Annotated in this window: 22 protein-coding genes; 11 read left to right on the top strand and 11 right to left on the bottom strand. The window is 70.4% G+C overall.

Annotation, left to right across the window (positions count from 1 at the left end; all coding sequences use genetic code 11):
- Nucleotides 1-21: 21 nt before the first annotated feature.
- Complete coding sequence (locus OG371_RS30225; RefSeq protein WP_329058797.1) at nt 22-747, top strand: hypothetical protein; 726 nt, start codon at nt 22-24, stop codon at nt 745-747.
- A 50-nt stretch (nt 748-797) separates the two neighbouring features.
- On the opposite strand, the gene OG371_RS30220 is transcribed toward OG371_RS30225, so the two are convergent.
- A complete protein-coding gene (locus OG371_RS30220) occupies nt 798-2,327 on the bottom strand; it encodes an acyl-CoA synthetase (RefSeq protein ID WP_329058796.1) in 1,530 nt (509 codons plus the stop codon).
- Nucleotides 2,328-2,407: 80 nt separating this feature from the next.
- Here OG371_RS30220 and OG371_RS30215 point away from each other — a divergent pair, with 80 nt between their 5' ends.
- From OG371_RS30215 to OG371_RS30205, 3 genes are read left to right on the top strand one after another with little or no spacing between them, the layout of a single operon-like run.
- Nucleotides 2,408-3,391, top strand: coding sequence for a Zn-ribbon domain-containing OB-fold protein (locus OG371_RS30215; protein WP_329058795.1), 984 nt, complete (start codon nt 2,408-2,410; stop codon nt 3,389-3,391).
- Between the two features lie 11 nt (nt 3,392-3,402).
- On the top strand, nt 3,403-4,455 hold the full coding sequence (locus OG371_RS30210; RefSeq protein ID WP_329058793.1) for a thiolase domain-containing protein: 1,053 nt from the start codon (nt 3,403-3,405) through the stop codon (nt 4,453-4,455).
- Complete coding sequence (locus OG371_RS30205; RefSeq protein WP_329058792.1) at nt 4,452-5,618, top strand: thiolase domain-containing protein; 1,167 nt, start codon at nt 4,452-4,454, stop codon at nt 5,616-5,618. The genes OG371_RS30210 and OG371_RS30205 overlap by 4 nt, the downstream gene beginning before the upstream one ends.
- A gap of 32 nt (nt 5,619-5,650) precedes the next feature.
- Here OG371_RS30205 and OG371_RS30200 read toward each other — a convergent pair whose 3' ends face one another.
- The 3 genes from OG371_RS30200 to OG371_RS30190 are packed head-to-tail and all read right to left on the bottom strand — an operon-like array spanning nt 5,651 to nt 8,781.
- On the bottom strand, nt 5,651-6,676 hold the full coding sequence (locus OG371_RS30200; RefSeq protein ID WP_329058791.1) for a YhjD/YihY/BrkB family envelope integrity protein: 1,026 nt from the start codon (nt 6,674-6,676) through the stop codon (nt 5,651-5,653).
- Nucleotides 6,677-6,724: 48 nt separating this feature from the next.
- Nucleotides 6,725-7,513: a transglutaminase-like domain-containing protein gene (locus OG371_RS30195; RefSeq protein WP_329058789.1), complete on the bottom strand. Its 789-nt coding sequence runs from the start codon at nt 7,511-7,513 to the stop codon at nt 6,725-6,727.
- A 38-nt stretch (nt 7,514-7,551) separates the two neighbouring features.
- Complete coding sequence (locus OG371_RS30190) at nt 7,552-8,781, bottom strand: cytochrome P450 (RefSeq protein WP_329058788.1); 1,230 nt, start codon at nt 8,779-8,781, stop codon at nt 7,552-7,554.
- 251 nt (nt 8,782-9,032) lie between these two features.
- Between OG371_RS30190 and OG371_RS30185 the strand changes: the two genes are divergently transcribed.
- Nucleotides 9,033-10,190: a steroid 3-ketoacyl-CoA thiolase gene (locus OG371_RS30185; RefSeq protein WP_329058787.1), complete on the top strand. Its 1,158-nt coding sequence runs from the start codon at nt 9,033-9,035 to the stop codon at nt 10,188-10,190.
- 38 nt (nt 10,191-10,228) lie between these two features.
- Here OG371_RS30185 and OG371_RS30180 read toward each other — a convergent pair whose 3' ends face one another.
- On the bottom strand, nt 10,229-10,534 hold the full coding sequence (locus OG371_RS30180; RefSeq protein ID WP_329073306.1) for an alpha/beta hydrolase: 306 nt from the start codon (nt 10,532-10,534) through the stop codon (nt 10,229-10,231).
- Here OG371_RS30180 and OG371_RS30175 point away from each other — a divergent pair.
- Nucleotides 10,495-10,857 (top strand): VOC family protein, encoded by a 363-nt coding sequence (locus tag OG371_RS30175; RefSeq protein WP_329058786.1) that lies wholly within the window; start codon nt 10,495-10,497, stop codon nt 10,855-10,857. The genes OG371_RS30180 and OG371_RS30175 overlap by 40 nt on opposite strands.
- Before the next feature lie 155 nt (nt 10,858-11,012).
- Here the strand turns inward: OG371_RS30175 and OG371_RS30170 are convergent, their stop codons facing one another.
- Nucleotides 11,013-11,261: a hypothetical protein gene (locus tag OG371_RS30170; RefSeq protein ID WP_329058785.1), complete on the bottom strand. Its 249-nt coding sequence runs from the start codon at nt 11,259-11,261 to the stop codon at nt 11,013-11,015.
- Nucleotides 11,262-11,308: 47 nt separating this feature from the next.
- On the opposite strand from OG371_RS30170, the gene OG371_RS30165 reads away from it, so the two are divergent.
- Complete coding sequence (locus OG371_RS30165) at nt 11,309-11,506, top strand: hypothetical protein (RefSeq protein ID WP_329058784.1); 198 nt, start codon at nt 11,309-11,311, stop codon at nt 11,504-11,506.
- 211 nt (nt 11,507-11,717) lie between these two features.
- Here OG371_RS30165 and OG371_RS30160 read toward each other — a convergent pair whose 3' ends face one another.
- The 5 genes from OG371_RS30160 to OG371_RS30140 all read right to left on the bottom strand — a co-directional run bounded on the left by OG371_RS30160 (nt 11,718) and on the right by OG371_RS30140 (nt 16,263).
- Nucleotides 11,718-12,263 (bottom strand): pyridoxamine 5'-phosphate oxidase family protein, encoded by a 546-nt coding sequence (locus tag OG371_RS30160; protein ID WP_329058782.1) that lies wholly within the window; start codon nt 12,261-12,263, stop codon nt 11,718-11,720.
- Between the two features lie 296 nt (nt 12,264-12,559).
- On the bottom strand, nt 12,560-13,315 hold the full coding sequence (locus tag OG371_RS30155; protein ID WP_329058781.1) for a DUF2306 domain-containing protein: 756 nt from the start codon (nt 13,313-13,315) through the stop codon (nt 12,560-12,562).
- 222 nt (nt 13,316-13,537) lie between these two features.
- The gene (locus OG371_RS30150; protein WP_329058780.1) at nt 13,538-14,410 is read right to left on the bottom strand and encodes a transposase family protein; all 873 of its coding nucleotides are present in this window, start codon (nt 14,408-14,410) and stop codon (nt 13,538-13,540) included.
- 211 nt (nt 14,411-14,621) lie between these two features.
- Nucleotides 14,622-15,521 carry an SDR family oxidoreductase gene (locus OG371_RS30145; protein WP_329058779.1) on the bottom strand — a complete coding sequence of 300 codons (900 nt, stop codon included), beginning with the start codon at nt 15,519-15,521 and terminating at the stop codon, nt 14,622-14,624.
- Between the two features lies 1 nt (nt 15,522).
- A complete protein-coding gene (locus OG371_RS30140; protein ID WP_329058778.1) occupies nt 15,523-16,263 on the bottom strand; it encodes an SDR family oxidoreductase in 741 nt (246 codons plus the stop codon).
- Nucleotides 16,264-16,352: 89 nt separating this feature from the next.
- Here OG371_RS30140 and OG371_RS30135 point away from each other — a divergent pair, with 89 nt between their 5' ends.
- Genes OG371_RS30135 through OG371_RS30120 form a run of 4 tightly spaced genes read left to right on the top strand, consistent with a single transcriptional unit; the run spans nt 16,353 to nt 19,739 of the window.
- Entirely contained in the window at nt 16,353-17,105 is a 753-nt protein-coding gene (locus OG371_RS30135; protein ID WP_329058776.1) for an enoyl-CoA hydratase family protein, read from the top strand.
- Nucleotides 17,102-17,965: a CoA transferase subunit A gene (locus OG371_RS30130; RefSeq protein WP_329058775.1), complete on the top strand. Its 864-nt coding sequence runs from the start codon at nt 17,102-17,104 to the stop codon at nt 17,963-17,965. Before OG371_RS30135 ends, OG371_RS30130 begins: the two co-directional genes overlap by 4 nt.
- A complete protein-coding gene (locus OG371_RS30125; protein ID WP_329058773.1) occupies nt 17,962-18,687 on the top strand; it encodes a CoA-transferase subunit beta in 726 nt (241 codons plus the stop codon). Before OG371_RS30130 ends, OG371_RS30125 begins: the two co-directional genes overlap by 4 nt.
- On the top strand, nt 18,684-19,739 hold the full coding sequence (locus tag OG371_RS30120; RefSeq protein WP_329058770.1) for an NAD(P)H-dependent flavin oxidoreductase: 1,056 nt from the start codon (nt 18,684-18,686) through the stop codon (nt 19,737-19,739). Before OG371_RS30125 ends, OG371_RS30120 begins: the two co-directional genes overlap by 4 nt.
- The last annotated feature ends 5 nt before the right edge of the window (nt 19,740-19,744 follow it).

Here is a 19,744-nt window from a genome sequence, read left to right as displayed (position 1 = left end):
CGGCGTCGCGACTGAGGATCGATGAAGCGCACTGAAGGTGCCAAGCGACCGCGAACGCCGCTCGAAAAATGGCTCGCCTTGGCGACTGCCATAGCCTCGCTGGCGACGGCGGGTTTGGGAGTCGCCGCGGCGGAAATCACCATGCAGAAGAACAAGGCTCAGGCCACCGCCGAGTCCAGGGGCGCGGACCTCTCGAGTGTGCAGGACGAAAACGAGCGCTTGCAGAAACAGAACAGCCAGCTCGCGGCGGAGAATACTTCGCTGCGCGCTCAACCGCCTTCGTCGCCGCCCCCGGGAGGACCCTCCTCGAGCGCTCCGTCGGGCGCTTCGGCCGAGCTGCTCAGCGAATTGACGCCGTTGAACACGAACGCCGTGAACTCACCGCGAGCAGTGACCATCGGAACTCAGGCTTATCCCAACAGCTTCACTCTCGGCTGCAGCACGGCCGGGCTGTCCGTGACCTATGCCGTCGCCGGGTACCAGAGCCTCAAGTCGCGGATCGGGTTGGACAACAACCAGTCCGGCACCGCGGCGAAGGCGGACTACACGAGCATCATCCGGGTGACGGCCGACAACGGGCAGCCGCTGGGCAACGAGTTCCAGATTTCGCTGTCGAAACCAGCCGACCTTGCGGTGCCCCTCAACGGCACGGTGCAAGCGACGATCAAGTGCACCCTCGTCGACCCGCGCGGCGGAACCAGCGGCTACTACCAAGCGGCATTCGGCGACGCCACGATCACGAAGTAACTCGTGAGTGGCTATGACGGTTAGAACCGGCATAGCCACTCACGAGCGGGTCAGGAAACGTAACGCTCCCGTATCCGCCGCTTGTACAACTTCCCGTTCGGATCACGAGGCAGCTCGTCCAGGTAATCCACCGACCGCGGCAACTTGAACCGCGCCAACCGCGTGGCCGCGTAAGCAAGCAGCTCCGAAGTCAGCTCAGGAGAAGGCGTGATCCCCTCCGCCGGCTGGACCACGGCCTTGATCTCCTCGCCCCAGTCCTCGTGCGGGAGGCCGAACACGGCGATGTCCGCGACCTTCGGGTGCATCACCAGCTCGCCCTCGATCTCGGCCGGGTAGATGTTCACGCCGCCGGAGATGATCAGGTCGGCCTTGCGGTCGTGCAGGTACAGGTAGCCGTCCTCGTCGAGGTGGCCGACGTCGCCGAGGGTGAACAGGTCCGCGACGCGCGATTGCTTCGTCTTCTCCGGGTCGCGGTGGTATTCGAACTTCGAGTCGCCCATCTTCATGTACACCGTGCCGATCTCGCCGGCGGGCAGCTCGACACCGCTGTCGTCGAGGATGCGGATCGTCGAGCCCGGCCAGGGCAGGCCGACCGAGCCCGGTTTGCGCAGCCAGTCCTCCCCCGAGATCACCGTGCCGCCGCCTTCGGTGGCCGCGTAGTACTCCGTGACGACGGGGCCCCACCAGTCGAGCATGCGCCGCTTGACCTCCAGCGGGCACGGGGCCGCGCCGTGGATCATCACGCGCAGCGAACTCAGGTCGTGGCCCGAACGCACGTCGTCCGGCAGCGCCAGCAGCCGGCGGAACTGCGTCGGCACCATGTGGCTGTGCGTGACCCGGTGCCGCTCGATCAGCCGCAGCATGTCCGCCGCGTCCCAGCGGTCCATCAGCACCGCGGTATGGCCCAGCTGCAAGGAAATCACCACGAAGTTGAGCACCGCCGTGTGGTACAGCGGCGAGCCGCACAGGTGCACGTGCCCGTCGTGCGGCTTCAGGCCGAAGACGCCGAAGAACCAGGTGGACGCGGCGGGCACCTCGTCCGGGTCCGCGCCGGTCAGCGGCCGCCGGACGCCCTTGGGCCGCCCGGTGGTGCCGGAGGTGTACAGCATCGGCGAGCCCGCCGTGCGCTCGCCGGGACGGCCGTCGCCCAGGCCCGCGCCCAGTTCCTCGATCCGGCGGAACCCGGGCACCGCGCCCACCGAGAACCGGGCCGACTCGGGCAGCCCCGCCTCGTCGGCCGCGGCGACGGCGACGTCGGCGAACCGCTCGTGCGCGAGGAACGCCTTCGCGCCGCTGTCCTGCAGGATGTAGGCGACTTCCGGGCCGACCAGGTGCCAATTCACCACCACCACGTACAGCCCGGACTGGATCGCGGCGAAGTACGCCGCCACGAGTTCGTCTCCGTTCGGCTGCAGCAGCACCACGGCGTCGCCGACGCCGAGTCCCAGCTCCCGCAGCCCGCGTGCGTACCGGTTCGCTTTGGCCGCCAGCTCGCCGTAGCCGACCTCCCGGCCGTCCGGGTCGACCAGCGCGGTCCGGTCCGGTTCCGCGGCGGCGATGGTCCACAGTCCGAGGTTCATGCCCTCAAATCTAGAACGCGTTCCACAACAGCACAACAGCCGTCTTGCCCATGAATCGAGAACGTGTTTCACTCGGGAACGTGACGGTTTCAGAAGCACCGCTCTCCGCCCCGCTCGACGTCGGCTTCGACTACACGCGCTCGACCGGGCCCGTGCTCGGCCGGTTTGTGAACGCGCTGCGCGAGCGCCGGGTCGAAGGCGTGCGCGGCAGCGACGGGCGGGTGCACGTGCCCCCGCCCGAGTACGACCCGGTGACCGCCGCGCCGCTGACCGAGTTCGTGCCGGTCGCCGAAGAGGGCACCGTCGTCTCGTGGTCGTGGTGCGCCGAGCCGCTCGACGGGCAGCCGCTGAGCCGCCCGTTCGCCTGGGTGCTGGTGCGGCTCGACGGCGCGGACACCGCCCTGCTGCACGCCCTCGACGCGGGCGACCCCGGCAGTGTCCACACCGGACAGCGCGTGCGCGTGCGCTGGGCCGACGAGACCGTGGGCCACATCCGCGACATCGCCTACTTCCTGCCCGCCGGCGCCCCGGACACCACGCCCACCGAGCCGCCGCCCCCGATCGCGAAACGCGAGGAGGGCGCGCCCGTCAGCGTGGTCATGACGCCGGTGCACCTGCGTTACCAGCATTCCGCGTCGCCCGAGGAGAGCCGCTACCTGCGAGGGCTCGCCGAAGGCAAGCTGATCGGCCAGCGCTGCCCGGCCTGCGCCAAGGTCTACATCCCGCCGCGCGGCGCCTGCCCCACCGACGGCGTGCCGACCACCGACGAGGTCGAACTGCCCGACACGGGCATCGTCACCACGTTCTGCATCGTCAACGTGCCGTTCCTCGGCCAGCGGATCAAGCCGCCGTACGTCGCCGCGTACATCCTGCTCGACGGCGCCGACATCGCCTTCCTGCACCTGGTCCTCGGCTGCGACGCCGCGGACGTGCGGATGGGGATGCGCGTGCGCGCCGCGTGGAAACCGCGTGAGGACTGGTGGACTTCGCTGGAGAACATCAGCCATTTCGAGCCGACCGGCGAGCCGGACGCGCCGTACGAATCCTTCGCCCACCACCTGTGAGGTGTGACCCCATGCCTGAAGTCGCCGTCGCCGGGTTCGCGCAGGCGCCGAACGTCCGGGAGACCCCTGGCACCACCAACGGCGTCGAGATGCTGGTGCCGATCTTCGCCGAGGTCTTCGCCGCCACCGGCCTGTCCAAAGAGGACATCGGGTTCTGGTGCTCCGGCTCCTCGGACTACCTGGCCGGGCGCGCGTTCTCGTTCATCGCCGCGGTGGACGCGATCGGCGCGTTCCCGCCGATCCACGAGTCCCACGTCGAGATGGACGCCGCCTGGGCGCTGTACGAGGCCTGGCTGAAGATCCGGATGGGCGAGGTCGACACCGCGCTCGTCTACGGCTTCGGCAAGGCCAGCGCCGGACAGCTGCGCCGGGTGCTGGCGATGCAGCTGGACCCGTACGTCGTCGGCCCGCTGTGGCCGGACTCGCTGGCGATCGCCGGGCTCCAGGCGCGACTGGGCCTGGACGCCGGGCTCTGGTCCGAAAAGGACTTGGCCGAAGTCGCTGTCCGCTCACGCGCGGACGCCGCCGGCAATCCCGCCGCGCAGGTGTCCGGAGCGGTCGGAACGGCCGAGCTGCTGGACACGCCGTACGTCGCGGATCCGTTGCGGGAACACGACATCGCGCCGGTCTCCGACGGGGCCGCGGTGATCGTGCTGGCCAGCGCGGAGCGGGCGAAGGACCTGGTGGACCGGCCCGCGATCCTGACCGGGATCGAGCACCGCGTCGACTCCCCCGTGCTCGGTGCCCGGGATCTCACGCGTTCACCGTCCACTGAGGCCGCCGCGAAAGCGCTGGACCTCGACGGCGTCGAGCTGGCGGAGCTGCACGCGCCGTTCACGCATCAGGAGCTGATCCTGCGCGGCGCGCTCGGCCTCGGCGCCGACGTCCGGATCAATCCCTCTGGCGGAGCACTGACCGGTAACCCGATGTTTTCCGCCGGGCTGGCCCGGATCGGCGAGGCCGCCGCCCGTATCCACCGGGGCGAGGCTTCGAAGGCGGTCGCGCACGCGACCGGCGGCCCCGCTTTGCAGCAGAACCTTCTCGCCGTCCTGGAGTCGCGATGACGAAGCAGCTCGCCGCGGTGCTCGGCACCGGGCAGACGCACCACCGGGCCAAGCGCCTCGACGTGTCCATGCCCGGCCTGCTGCGCGAGGCGATCGACCGCGCGATGGCCGACGCCGGCGTCGGCTGGGACGAGATCGAGGCCGTGGTCCTCGGCAAGGCGCCGGACCTGTTCGAGGGCGTGATGATGCCCGAGCTGTTCCTGGCCGACGCCATCGGCGCGACCGGGAAGCCGTTGCTGCGCGTGCACACCGCGGGCTCGGTCGGCGGCTCGACCGCGCTCGTGGCCGCGTCGCTGGTGCAGGCCGGGATCCACCGGCGGGTGCTCACCGTGGCGTTCGAAAAGCAGTCCGAGTCGAACGCGATGTGGGGCCTGTCGATCCTGCCGCCGTTCCAGATGCCGGTGGGCGCCGGCGCGGGCGGCTACTTCGCGCCGCACGTGCGCTCGTACATCCGCCGTTCCGGTGCGCCGGAGCACATCGGCGCCATCGTGGCGGCGAAGGACCGTCGTAACGGGGCGCTGAACCCCTACGCGCACTTGCAGCAGGCGGACATCACGGTCGAGTCCGTGCAGGCGTCGCAGATGCTGTGGGACCCGATCCGCTACGACGAGACCTGCCCGTCTTCCGACGGCGCCTGCGCGATGGTGATCGGCGACGAAGCGGCCGGTGACGCCGTCGAGGGCGGCGCCGCCTGGATCCACGCGACGGCCATGCGCACCGAGCCCACCACGTTCGCCGGACGCGACCAGGTGAGCCCGCAGGCCGGCCGGGACGCCGCGGCGGCGCTGTGGCACGAGGCCGGGATCACCGACCCACTGTCCGAAGTGGACGTCGCGGAGATCTACGTGCCGTTCTCCTGGTTCGAGCCGATGTGGCTGGAGAACCTCGGCTTCGCCGCGGAGGGCCAGGGCTGGAAGGTGACCGAGGCGGGCGAGACCGCGCTCGGCGGGCGGCTGCCGGTCAACCCGTCCGGCGGCGTGCTCTCGTCCAACCCGATCGGCGCGTCCGGCATGCTGCGGTTCTCCGAGGCGGCCAAGCAGGTCATGGGCCGCGCCGGCGACTACCAGGTGGACGGCGCACGGGTCGCGCTCGGCCACGCGTACGGCGGCGGGTCGCAGTACTTCAGCATGTGGGTGGTCGGGTCGGCCAAACCAGGCTCGTGAGTGTTCATGACGGTTAGAACCGGCATGAACACTCACGAGTCGCGGCGGCGCCCGCGCAAGGCGAACAGCGTGCCCAGCGCCCCGACGACCACGCCGATGGCCGCGGGCAGCGCGCCGCTCGGCTTGGGCGCGACCACCGGCGGCAGCGTGGTCGGTGACGGCGGCGGGATCGGCTGGCGCGGGGCGTCGCCGGCGGTGGCCGTCCACGCGGTGATGTAGACCAGCATCCGCGCGATCAGGGAGATGAAGAACAGCAGGCCGATCACCGAGCCGAACGCGACGCCCGAGGGCGAGTCACTGATCAGCGTCAGGTAGAAACCGCCCGCCTGTTTCAGCAGTTCGAAGCCGAGCGCCGCGGCCACCGCCCCGCGCATCGCGCTGCGCCAGCCGACCCGTTCGCGCGGCAGCCGCGTGAGCACCCAGAGGAAGACCAGCCAGTCCGCCAGCAGCGCCAGCGGCACGGACGTAGCCGACAGCACGGTGTGGCCCCAGCTCTGGTCGGTGACCCCGACCAGCCGCAGCAGGTAGCGGCCGACCGCGGTGCCGGAAACGCTGATCCCGAACGACACCAGCAGCGCGCCGGCGAGGCCGAGCAACGCCAGCACGTCCACCAGGATGGTCCGCAGCAGCGGCTGGTCCGAGCGGTTCTGGCCGTACATCGCGGTGAGCGCGTCCCGCAGCGCGTTCATCCAGTTCCAGCCCGAGTACAGCCCGACGACCAGGCCCGCGAGGCCGACGCTGGTGCGCTGCTCGACGAAGCCGGTCAGCAGGTCGGTGGCCTTGTCCCCGAGCGTGCCCGGCAGCGTGCCGGAGATCGCGTGCACCAGCGAGCCGAGCAGCTGCGGCTGGGTCGCCAGCACGAAGCCGGCGGCCGAGGACGACAGCATCAGCAGCGGCACCAGCGAAAGCAGGCTGAAGTAGGTGATCGAGGCGACGTAGTGGTAGCCGCCGTACTCGATGTACCGGTTGGTGGCACGGGCCAGGTGGTCGAGCCACCGGTACCGGGCCCGAGCCCGGGCCCATCGGCTCGGCCTCGGACGGTCACGGGAACGCTTCACCGTGCCTGTCTACCCAGCGCGCCCCGGTTTGTCGCACCGGACACGCGTTCAGGCCAAGGTCACCGCTTTGTTCCCGTCGTCGGCGGGCAGCGCGCTGTCGGTGGTGGCGAAGACGGTGGCGCCGAGGAAGTCCAGCTCGCAGCCGAGCGTGGCCAGGAACGGGGTGTCCGCGGCGTCCCGGCCGGTGGCGATGCGGAGCATGGTCTGGCGCGGCGCGAGGCGGGTGGCGTCGAACACCTGCCAGTGCCCGCCGACCGCGGCCTCGAACACGGCGTGGAAGTCCATCGGCTGCAGGCCCGGCGCGTAGACGGCGGTGAAGCGCGCGGGGATGTCGACGATCCGGCACAGCGCCACGCAGACATGCGCGAAGTCGCGGCAGACGCCTTCGCCGGCCAGCAGCGTGTCGATCGCGTCGTCCGTCGGGCGCCCGGAGCCCACGACGTACTCGAGCCGTCCGTTCACGTGCTCGACGATCGCGCGCACCTTTGCCGCGTCACTGTCGGCGGCGAAGATCCCGGACGGCACCAGTCCGCCCATCCGGTCGGACGGGCAGTAGCGGCTCGGGCGGGTGTAGCGGGCGATGTCGGCGAGGGTCACCGGCTCGGCCGCGGCCCGGCGCAGCGTGCGCACGCCGTGGTAGGTGACGCGGTGCTCGCCCTCGGGCAGGTCGTAAACCTCCGCGCGGGTGCCGTGCTCGAACTCGGCGACCCGCGGCGAGCCGCCGCCGGTGACGGTCAGCTCGTCCTCGTCGGCGCGCACGGCGGCGATCGAGACGGCGGCGAGGCCGGGCTTGGTGACACGGACGCCGAACTCGACGTCGATGGTGGCTTGGACCATCGGCCCATCATGCCCGGCCCGCCCGTCCCGCGCGGGGCTCAGCCGCCGTAGCGGACCTGGTAATGCTTGATGCCGTTGATCCAACTCGAGCGCAGCCGTTCCGGCGGCGCGGCCTCGGTGATGTTCGGCATCACGTCGGCGATCGCGTTGAAGATCAGGTCGATCTCCAGCCGGGCCAGGTTCGCGCCGATGCAGTAGTGCGAGCCGGTGCCGCCGAAGCCGACATGCGGGTTGTCCTCGCGGAACACGTCGAACCGCTCGGGCTCGTCGAACACCTCGGGGTCGAAGTTGGCCGAGCTGTAGAACATGCCGACCCGGTCGCCCTTGCGGATGTGCGCGCCGCCGAGCTCGGTGTCGCGCGTGGCGGTGCGCTGGAACGCGACCACCGGCGTGGCCCAGCGGACGATCTCGTCCGGCGCGGTCTTCGGCCGCTCCTCGCGGTAGCGGGCCCATTGGTCCGGGTGGTCGAGGAAGGCCTTCATGCCGTGGGTGATGGCGTTGCGCGTGGTCTCGTTGCCCGCGACGGCCAGCAGGATCACGAAGAAGCCGAACTCGTCGGAGCCGATCGACTCGCCGTCGACGTCCGCCTGCACGAGCTTGGTGACGATGTCGTCCATCGGGCAGCGGCGGCGTTCTTCGGCCATGTTCCAGGCGTAGCCGACGATTTCGGCGGACGCGGTGAGCGGCTCGAGCTCGTACTCGGGGTCGTCGTAGGCCACCATCTGGTTGGACCAGTCGAAGATCTTGAGCCGGTCCTCTTGCGGCACGCCGATCAGCTCGGCGATCGCCTGCAACGGAAGCTCGCACGCGACGTCGGTGACGAAGTCGCCTTCGCCCTTCTTCCGCGCTTCGGCGACGATGCGTTCAGCGCGGTCGCGAAGGGTGTCCTCCAGCTTCGAGATGGAGCGCGGGGTGAACCCCTTCGAGACGATGCGCCGCAGCTTCGTGTGCTGCGGGGCGTCCATGTTCAGCAGCACCAGGCGATTGGCCTCGAGGTTCTGCTGCGTCATCTGGTCGTCGAAGCGGATGATCGCGGTCTTCTCCCACGACGAATACAGCTCGCTGTCGCGGGAGACCTCCTTGACGTCCTGGTGTCGCGAGACGACCCAGTACCCGTCGTCGCCGAAACCGGCGGTGTTCATCGGCTGGGGGTTCCACCAGACCGGTGCCGTTCGCCGGAGCTCCGCGAACTCGGCCAGCGGTAGTCGGCTGGCGTAGAGATCCGGGTCCGTGAAGTCGAAACCGGTGGGGAAAAGCGGAGCGGCCACGGCTGCCTCCTGCACGGGGTTCGGCGCTGATTCCCACACTGCAACACGTTCTAAGCCTCATTGGAGCATACGGTGTTAACTTACGGAACCCATCTCAGTGAAACCCGTTTACTTGACCGGTAAAGGGTCAATAAGCGCAGGTGAGCGAGCGCTCACTGGGTCAAGATCAACATGCCGGAGTTCCTGGGTCGCCTTGTCTAGAATCGGAACGTGTTCTAGTTTTGAGGAGTTCCCACGAACGGAGGAGACCCATGGGCGAGCCGGTGATCGTCGAGGCCGTGCGGACGCCGATCGGCAAGCGCGGCGGCTGGCTGGCCGGGCTGCACGCGGCCGAGCTGCTGGGCGCGGCGCAGAGCGCGCTGCTGGAGCGGGCCGGGCTGGACCCGGCGCTGGTCGAGCAGGTGATCGGCGGGGCCGTGACGCAGGCGGGCGAGCAGGCCGGGAACCTGAGCCGGACCGCGTGGCTGCACGCGGGCCTGCCCGAGACCACCGGCGCGACCACGATCGACGCCCAGTGCGGCTCGGCCCAGCAGGCCACGCACCTGATCGCGGGCCTGATCGCGGCGGGCGCGATCTCCGCGGGCGTCGCCTGCGGGGCGGAGGCGATGAGCCGCGTGCCGCTCGGCGCGAACCGCGGTGACAGCGGAAGCCCGCGGCCGGCGTCGTGGTCCATCGACATGCCGAACCAGTACGGCGCGGCCGAGCGCATCGCCGTGCGGCGCGGGCTGACCCGCGCGAATGTGGACGCGTTCGGCGCGGCGTCGCAGCAGAAAGCGGCGCGTGCGTGGGAAGCCGGGCACTTCGACCGCGAGGTGGTGCCGGTGAAGGCCCCGGTGCTCGCCGATGGCGCGCTGACGGGCGAATCCCGCCTGGTGAACCGGGATCAGGGGCTGCGGGAGACCACTGTGGACGGTCTGGCCCGGCTGAAGCCGGTGATGACGGACGGGATCCACACGGCGGGCACGTCTTCGCAGATCTCCGACGGCGCGGCGGCGGTGCTGCTGATGGACTCTTCGCGAGCCCGTGAGCTGGGCCTGCGCCCGCGCGCGCGGATCGTGGCCCAGGCACTGGTGGGCGCCGAGCCGTACTACCACCTGGACGGCCCGGTGCAGTCGACCGCGCGCGTGCTTTCCGCGGCCGGCATGACAATCGGCGACCCGGACCTGTTCGAAGTCAACGAGGCGTTCGCTTCGGTGGTGCTGTCATGGCTTCAGGTGCACGGCCCGGACGAAGCCCGGGTGAACGTCAACGGCGGCGCGATCGCGCTGGGCCATCCGGTCGGCAGCACCGGGGCCCGTCTTCTGACGACGGCCCTGCACGAACTGGAGCGCCGTGACGCGAGCACCGCTTTGGTCACCATGTGCGCGGGCGGGGCGCTTTCCACGGCGACGATCATCGAACGGATCTAAGCGGGCCTCGTCGTCAAGACGACGAGGCCCGCCTTCGGTCAGCCCGCGAACGGGCTCGCGTCGACCGTGCAGGTCTTGCCCGCGGCCGGGAACGCGCCCGAGATCAGGTAGTCCTGCTTCACCTGCTCGGTGCACGTGCTCGGCACATACATCGACGAGTGGCCGTAGCCCTCGGTCACGAAGACCCGGGCGCGGGCCAGCTCGGCCGCGCCGTCCCGGGCGCCGGGCAACGGGGTCGACGGGTCGAACCGGTGGTTCAGCTCAGCGGCGAGATTTCGCCTGGCTGCAGGACTAAGCTGGCCCGGTGAGGCTGACCTCGACTGTTGTGGGCACCCCGGAGCCACGGGCACTGGCGCGGTTCTACCAGGCGCTGCTCGGCTGGCCGATCGCCACGGACGAGCCGGATTGGGTCACGCTGAGGCCCGAAGGCGGTGGCCACGGCCTTTCCTTCCAGCTGGAAACGGACCACGTGCCCCCGGCCTGGCCCGCGCGCCCCGGCGACCAGCAGATGATGCTGCACCTGGACATCGAAGCCGACGACCTCGCCGAAGCCGCCGCCCAGGCCGAAGCCGCAGGCGCGCGACTCGCGGACTTCCAGCCGCAGGAGCACGTCCGCGTTTACCTCGACCCCGCCGGGCATCCGTTCTGTCTCTGGACCAATCCCTGACCTGCATCGGCAATGTCGGGGTGGGGCCTGCCGGTGTCAGCGACGCCGGGCCCCTCCGACGCGGACCGGCAACGCGTGGCTGAGACCTGCCCGCATCAGCGACGCGATGGCCGGACCGTCGTGGACCGGCAACGTGTGGCAGAGACTTGCCCGTGTCAGTGGCGTGGGGACCGCACCGTCGCGGAGACGATCGCGGCGATCGCGGCGAGGAACGCGAAGATCGCGGCGAGGCCGATCGGCACCCCGTTGCTCTTGTGGAAGCCGAGCACGAAGTCGAGGTGGGCGCCGAAGCTCGTGCCCGACGGCATCGGCACGGCCACGATCCCCACCACGGACACCAGGCACAGCCCGAAGAGCGTCCACGCCGCCCAGATGTGCCGTGCCAGCAGGAATCCGGCCGGCACGAGCAGGAGGGCCGCGGCGATCAGGCCACACGACGTTCAGCCACACCATGCCCGACCAGTCGCTGAACGAACCGCCGATCAGCACGTTCGCGAAGACGAACCACACCAGCGCGATCGCCGTGCACCCCGCGAGGACCGCCGCGACCACCCCGGCCGGGAGGTTCGCCCGGCGCCGGACCGGCGCGGGGATCGGCGCGGCCATCGGCGGCGGGAAACCCTGTGGCACGGACATCCAGCACTCCTGACGATCGACGGTGGCGCGATCTTCTCATCTCCTGCCGCCCGCGATCCACCCGGTTGACCACGATCCGCCCAGCGACCGGCGCCCACGCTCCGCTCGGTCACCGGCGATCCACCCAGCCACCGATGATCCAGTCGGCCGAGCGGCTCCGGCCACGGAAGTCACCGTGGGGCACGCACCGTCGCGGAGATCGTGCCGACTTCAGCCCTGGAGTGCTAGTCCAGTTCGGTGCGGACAACGGGGCCGTTGTCGGGGCGGGCGAAACGGACCAGGCCTCTTCCCTCCTGCCAGGACTCGGCGAACAGGGTGTTGTCCGCGACCCAGGTCATTACGGCTTCGCGGATGTCGAGGTGGAACAGGTGGCTCTGGCCCTCAGCGCCCGATTCGCCGCTGCTCTGCTCACCAGTGGCCTCTTCGCCGCCGCTCTGTTCAGCGCCGCGCTGTATCTGGGCGAACACCGCCGGATCCGTCACCTCGGTGGCGATGCCCGCCAGCTTCGCGTCGCCGCCCGCGGCCGGGTCGCCGGGGTGGGCGTGCAGTGCGAAGCGGCCGTCGCGTTGGAGGTCGCGGGCTTTGACGGCGTCGAACATCGAGCCGATGTAGAGGGAGCCCTCGCGGAAGTTCACCTCCGAGCCGCTGACCCGAGGGGAACCGTCACGGCGGAGGGTGGCCAGGATGTGGCTCTCCGCGGAGGTGAAACGCTTGTGTATGCGATCCGCGAGCGACGGTGCCGCCGCGGCGAACGCTTGCCAGGTAGCCATGCCAGCAGTGTCACACCCGGCACCGACAAAAACGGAAAGCCCAGCAAGACCGGGAAAACCGAGCCCCGCCGTGCGCTTTCCGGACGGCACCCACGCCGAACCGCGGGCCGATGCCCGTGCTGACCGGACCTATGCCGACCGGCCCTGCGCTCGCCGGGCCTGTGCCGACCGGACCCGTGCTGACCGGCCCTGCGCCGACCAGACTCGCGCCGACCAGGAAGACAGCCTCGCGCCGAACTCTTCCCGGCGGCCACCCGCACAGACGGGGAAGATCGCGATCCGCACCGTCAAGACGGTCAGCCGCCCTGGCTCACCGGCTGCGGCGGCCCGGCAACCGGGCTGTCGGCGGCAGTACCCTGACCTGCCGACCCGGCAACCGGGCTGCCGACAGCCCCGCGACCCGCCCGCCGAGCCAACGGCGCCAGTGTCCGCTGAACGATGAAATACTCCGCCACCAGCACATTCCCCAGCAACCCAGCCCACGCAGCCGCCGTGTAAATATCCTTGTACGGCACCGACGAAGGCAACACCTGCATACCGATCATCAAATACACCCGCAGCGTCACCGCGGCGAAAGTGAGCGCGTAGTTGCGGATCATCCAGATCCGGTGCAGCCCCACCTCACGGCGCCGGATCGTCCGGTAGGCCTGCGCCGCCGTGTACAGCCAGGCCACGATCAGCAGGTAGAACGCGACCTGCAGCGCGAAACCGCTCGTCGTGACCGCGGAAGCGTAAGCCGCCGCCGCTGAGGCCGCGACTACCGAGATCAGGTAGACCCGGCCCAGCACGCGGTGCAGCTTCGGGAAACGAGCGCGCAAGCGCGGCACGAACTGCCACGGGCCGATGATCAGCGTCAGGCCGGCCGGCAGGGCGTGCACCACCAGGCTCGCGTAGTAGCCGACGATGGCCCGGTCGATCGGGACGGCCGAGCTGCCGGTCAGGTACGGCGGCACGAAATAGGCCGCGATGCCGGTCGCCAGCAGGGCCAGCAGACCCCACAGGAACCACCACCAGCGACGGCGGACGACCGGTGACATGACTGGTGCGGACACGCGAAAGCTCCCCTGCTGAACCGAGAAAACCGAAGTACCGCAACGCAATGCGGGATACGGTCAAGTCAGCCAGAGCGCGCCCTGCGGGGTCAATATAGGCAATTGCCTATCTCGGCGGCCCCGAAGCGAGACATCGGCATCGGCATACGTCACCTCAGCTTGCGCCCCAATGGGCATTTTTCATCTTGGTTTGTGCTGGTGGGGTGGGGTTGGCTGGGTGTGTTAGTGGTGGGGTTGGGTGGGGGTTGTCAGGGGGTGTTGTTCGTGTTGGATGAGGGTGAGCAGGGCGCGTAGCAAGGTGCTGGCGTGGCGGGTGTGGAGTCGGAGTTTGTTCAGGATGCGCCAGGTTTTGAGGGTGGCGAATCCGGTTTCGACGGCGCGGCGGACTCCGTTGAGGATGGTGTTGGTGGTCTGTTGTGCGCTGGTCACGGGCCGGTTGGTTTCGGCTTTGTAGGGGGTGAGCACGATCTGGTCGTGTCCGGTTTGGTGGCGGAGGTCTTTGTGCCAGCCTTGGTAGCCCTTGTCGGCGATGGCGGCCAGTCCGTGGTGGTGCAGGCGGTCCAGCAGCCGGTGGCGGCGGGCGGCGGTGATGTCCGCGGTTTTCCCGGGCAGGGGTGGGGATAGCCAGAGGAGCCGGCCGTGGGTGTCGGTGAGGGCTTGGACGTTGAGGCCGTGGTGTTTGTGTTTGCCGCTGTAGTTCGGGCGGTTGGCGGTGCCGGTGCGTCGGCGGGTCGGGATCAGGGTGCCATCGACCAGTACGACCGTGTGCCCGCGGGCGGCCAGACGGGCCAGGACCCGGTCCAGGCGGGGCGCTCGGGCGGCCAGCAGCCCGATGGCCTCCAGGCCCCACCGGCGGATCGTGGAGGCGGAGGTGCTGTTGGCGCGGGCCAGGTCCAGGAGTCGCTGGTCATGCCGGAGCCATGCGAGCGCCAGGATGGCTTGCCGGCTGGGAACCGCGGTGCGCCACCGTGATCCGATATTCCGGCGATGCTCCCGGATCAGCTCGGTGAGCATGCGCAGCTGGCTGGCCGAGACGGGCAGCGCCGTCTGATAGACAATGGGCTCGGAGCCCCCGTGGTGCAGATCTTGGGTCACATCTTGATCAACATCCGGGGGCTCCGTCTCGTTCCAGCATCTCCCGCTGACACTCCCCGCCCTGGTGCCACACAACAACAACCGACACTGTCAACCACACTGACCAGCACCAACAGGATGAAAAATCCCAGTGGCGTTCGGTGCGTTCAACGCAACCAACGCCACATTGGGGCGCTACCGGGCCGGGCCGGAACAGCGGCGGGACCGAGCGTCATGCCCCGTACACCGACTCCGGATTCTCGCTCGAAGCCAGCAGTTCGGCCACTACCGGGCCCAGCTCGTCCGGCTCCCAGCGCGCGCCCTTGTCGCGGGCCGGGCCGTGGCGCCAGCCGTCGGCGAGGCTGACGCGGCCGCCGTCCACTTCGAACACCCGGCCGGTGACGTCCGCCGACTCCGCCGAGCCCAGCCAGACCACCAGCGGGGACACGTTGGCCGGCGCCATCGCGTCGAAACCGCCGTCGGGGGCGGCCATGTCGAACGTGTCCTCGGTCATACGCGTGCGCGCCGCGGGGGCGATGGCGTTGACCGTCACGCCGTAGCGGGCCAGTTCGGCGGCGGCGACGGTGGTGAGGCCGAGGATCCCCGCCTTGGCCGCGGAATAGTTGCCCTGGCCGACGCTGCCGAGCAGGCCCGCGCCCGAACTCGTCATCACGACCCGCGCCGCCCGCGTGCGCCCCGCCTTCGCCTCCGTGCGCCAGTACTCCGCGGCGTGCCGCAACGGCGCGAAGTGTCCCTTCAGGTGCACGCGGATCACGGCGTCCCACTCGTCCTCGGCCAGGTTCACCAGCATCCGGTCACGCAGGAAGCCGGCGTTCGCCACGAGCACGTCCAGCGCGCCGAACTCCTCGACGGCCGTCGACACCAGCCGGGCCGCGCCGGCCCAGTCCGCGACGTCGTCGGTGTTCACCACGGCTTTTCCGCCCAGTTCACGGATTTCGGCCGCCACCAGGTCGGCCGGGGCGTCACCGCCACGGCTGCCGTCCAGGGCCGCGCCGATGTCGTTCACCACCACCCGCGCGCCCTCGGCCGCGAACGCCAGCGCGTGCGCCCGCCCGATCCCGCGCCCCGCGCCGGTGACCACCACAACGCGTCCTTCGACCAGCCCGCTCATTTCACTCCCGTTCTTCGCCCGCACGCAGGTATGCCGGCGACTCGCCGCCGCCGTGCACCGCGAGCCGCGCGCCGCTCACGTAGGAGGCCAGCGGCGACGCCAGGAACACCGCGCACCGGCCCACTTCTTCCGGTTCCGCCAACCGTCCCAACGGGACAGTCGCACCCACCGCCGCCAGGTCGCCGTAGTGGCCGGACGCCTCGGTCCGCACCATCCCGACGTCCAGCGCGTTCACCCGCACCTTCGGCGCCCACTCGACCGCGAGCGTCGACGTCAGGTTGTCCAGCCCCGCCTTCGCGGCGCCGTACGCGGCCGTGCCCGGCGAAGGGCGCAACGCGCTGACACTGCTCACGTTCACGATCACCCCGCCGCCGTCCTGCTTCTGCATCACGGCGTTCGCCGCCTGCGCGACGGCCAACGGCGCCAGCAGGTTCAGCGCCACCACCTTGTCGTGGAAGCGTGGCGACGCCGTGGCCGTGTCCGCGAAGGGTGCTCCGCCGGCGTTGTTGACCAGCACGTCCAGTCGCCCGTGACGCGACACGACCTCGTCGACCAGCCGCGTGACGTCGGCGGGATCGCGGACGTCGCACCGTACGAAGCCTTCGCCCGCTTCGCCGGTGCGCCCGCAGGTGACCACCGAAGCGCCCGCCTGCCGGAACACCGCGGCGATCCCGGCGCCGACGCCGCGCGTCCCGCCGGTCACCAGCACCACCGTGCCGTCCAGCCGAAGATCCAGTGCCACAACCGACCTCCCGCGTTGTTGTATCCACGCTCGGTACCCGTGCTAACGTACCAAGCAAGTGCTAGGTTTGTAACCCAGGAGGGGCGCCGATGACCGTTTCCACGCACTCCCCTGAGCCCGGCATCGCGGTGGTGACCGTGGCCGCGCCCCCGGTGAACGCGCTGACCGTGCGCGGCTGGTTCGACTTGGCCACGGCCGTCGAACAGGCGGGACGCGACCCGGGCACGCACGTTGTCGTCCTGCGCGCCGAAGGCCGCGGCTTCAACGCGGGCGTCGACATCAAGGAGATCCAGCGCGATCCCGGCTACACCGCGCTGATCGGCGCGAACGAGGGCTGTGCCGCCGCGTTCTCCGCCGTTTACGACTGCGCGGTGCCGGTGATCGCGGCCGTGCACGGGTTCTGCCTCGGCGGCGGCGTCGGGCTGGTCGGCAACGCCGACGTGGTGGTGGCCAGCGACGACGCCGAGTTCGGCCTGCCCGAGGTGGACCGCGGCGCGCTCGGCGCGGCCACGCACCTCGCGCGGCTCGTGCCCCAGCACCTCATGCGCGCGCTGTACTACACGGCGTCGACGATCACCGCGCAGCAGCTTCACCACCACGGCTCCGTGTACGCGGTGGTACCGCGCGAAGAGCTGTACGAAACGGCGCTCGCCCTCGCGCGGCGCATCGCGGCGAAGGACACTCGCGTGATCCGCGCGGCGAAGCAGGCCATCAACGGCATCGACGTGCAACCCGTGCACCGCAGCTATCGGTTCGAGCAGGGCTTCACTTTCCAGCTCAACCTCGCGGGCGTGTCCGACGGTGCCCGGCAAGAGTTCCTCGACGGGAGGGAAAAGCCTTGACCGACAAGCGGATGACCGCCGACGAGGTGGTCGCCGAACTGTGTGACGGCATGACACTCGGCATCGGCGGCTGGGGTTCGCGGCGCAAGCCGATGGCGCTGGTGCGCGCGATCCTGCGCTCGCCGCTGAAGGACCTGACGGTCGTCTCCTACGGCGGCCCGGACGTCGGCCTGCTCGCCTCCGCGGGCAAGATCAAGCGGCTGGTGTTCGGCTTCGTGACGCTCGACTCGGTGCCGTTCGACCCGTGGTTCAACCGCGTGCGCGAGTCCGGCTCGATCGCCGTGACGGAGTACGACGAGGGCGTACTCGGCACCGGCCTTTCCGCGGCCGCGCAACGGCTTCCGTTCCTGCCCACGCGCGCGGGCCTCGGCTCGGACGTGATCCCGCTGAACCCGGGGCTGCGCACGGTCCGTTCGCCATACGCCGACGGCGAGGAGCTTCTGGCCGTCCCCGCGCTGCGCCTGGACGCCGCGCTCGTCCACCTCAACCGAGCTGACGCCCGCGGCAACGCCCAATACCTCGGCCCGGACCCGTACTTCGACGAGCTGTACGCCCTGGCCGCCGACCATTGTTACGTCTCCACCGAGCGGATCGTCGAGACGACCGAGCTGACCGCCGCCGGGCCCGTGCAGAGCCTGCTGCTGAACCGCGCGAGCGTGCACGGCGTTGTCGAAACCCCGCATGGCGCGCACTTCACCACTGCCTCGCCGGACTACGGGCGGGACGAGCGGTTCCAGCGGCACTACGCGGCTTCGGCCAAGGACCCCGACCAGTGGCCGTCCTTTGTGGACCGATTCCTCAGCGGCGACGAGGCCCACTACCAAAAGGCCGTCAAGGACTTCTCCGAGGAGGCGGCATGAGCGACGTGAGCAGGGCGGAAGTCTGCGTGGCCGCCTGCGCCGACCTGTTCCGCGGGGACGGCGAGATCGTGGTCAGCCCCATGGGTTTCATCCCCGCGCTGGGCGCGAAGCTCGCGCGGCTGACCTTCGAGCCGGACATCCTGCTGTCGGACGGCGAGGCGTCGCTGGTCACCGCCGATGGCGTCGTCGAGGGCTGGCAGCCGTTCCGGAAGGTACTGGACACCGTGGTGCCGCACGGGAAGCGGCACGTGGTGATGGGCGCCAACCAGGTCGACCGGCACGGCAACCAGAACATCTCCGCGATCGGGCCGCACGGGAAGCCGGTCAAGCAGCTGCTCGGCGTCCGTGGCGGGCCCGGCAACACGGTGAACCACCGCACCAGCTACTGGGTCCCGCGGCACGGCAAGCGGGTTTTCGTCGAGCAGGTGGACGTCGTCTCCGGCGTCGGCTACCAGCGGGCGGCCGAGCTTTCGCTGCCGTACCACGATGTTCACCGCGTGGTGACCAATCTCGGCGTGCTCGACTTCGGCGGGGCGGACCATGCGCCGCGGCTGCTGTCGGTGCATCCCGGGGTGTCGGTGGACGAGGTCACCGAGGCGACGTCGTTCCCGCTGGACACCGCGGGCACCGTGGAGACGCGGCTGCCGACGGCGGACGAGCTGGAGCTGCTGCGCACTCAACTGGACCCGAACTCGTTGCGGGACAAGGAAGTTCCCTCATGAAGACGGCGCTGACGGAGCTGGTCGGCGTCCGGCACCCCGTCGTGCAGACCGGGATGGGCTGGGTCGCCGGCCCGCGCCTGGTCTCGGCGACGGCGGAGGCGGGCGGGCTGGGCATCCTGGCGTCGGCCACGATGACGTTCGACGAGCTGGCCGCCGCGGTCAAGGAGACGAAGGCGCGCACCGACAACCCGTTCGGCGTCAACCTGCGCGCGGATGCCGGGGACGCCGCCCGCCGCGTCGACCTGCTGATCGAAGAGGGAGTGCGCGTCGCGTCGTTCGCGCTGGCGCCGAAGCGGGACCTGATCACGAAGCTGAAGGACCACGGCGTGGTCGTGCTGCCGTCGGTCGGCGCGGCCCGGCACGCCGAGAAGGTGGCCGCCTGGGGCGCGGACGCCGTGGTGGTGCAGGGCGGCGAGGGCGGCGGGCACACCGGCGGCGTCGCGACGACACTGCTGCTGCCGTCCGTGCTCGACGCCGTCGACATCCCCGTGGTGGCCGCGGGCGGGTTCTTCGACGGGCGCGGGCTGGCCGCCGCGCTGGCCTACGGCGCGGCCGGCATCGCGATGGGCACGCGGTTCCTGCTCACGCGGGAGAGCACTGTGCCCGACGCCGTCAAACAGGCTTATCTGGACCGCGATCTCAACGGCACCGTCGTCACGCGCAAGGTCGACGGGATGCCGCACCGGGTCCTGCGCACGGAGCTGGTCGACGCGCTGGAACGCTCCGGGCCGGTCACCGGGCTCGCGCGGGCGGTCGCCAACGCCGCGCGGTTCCGCAGGCTGAGCGGGCTTTCCTGGCCCGAGCTGGTGCGAGACGGCGTGCGCATGCGGCGCAGCGGCGACCGCGGCTGGGCGCAGGTGCTGATGGCGGCGAACGCCCCGATGCTGCTGCGCGCGGGCCTGGTCGAGGGCGACCGCGCGGCCGGGGTGCTGGCGTCCGGGCAGGTCGTCGGGCTGCTGCGCGACCTGCCGTCGGTGGCCGGGCTGATCGAGGCGATCGTGGCCGACGCGGAGGCGATCCTGCGGCGCCTCGGCGACGGGTGTTGTGCTTGACTTCA

Origin of the sequence: Amycolatopsis sp. NBC_01480 (assembly GCF_036227205.1) — a bacterium.
Lineage (GTDB): Bacteria > Actinomycetota > Actinomycetes > Mycobacteriales > Pseudonocardiaceae > Amycolatopsis.
The sequence above is the reverse complement of the archived record's forward strand: the minus strand, read 5'-3'. Positions and strand labels throughout refer to the sequence as shown.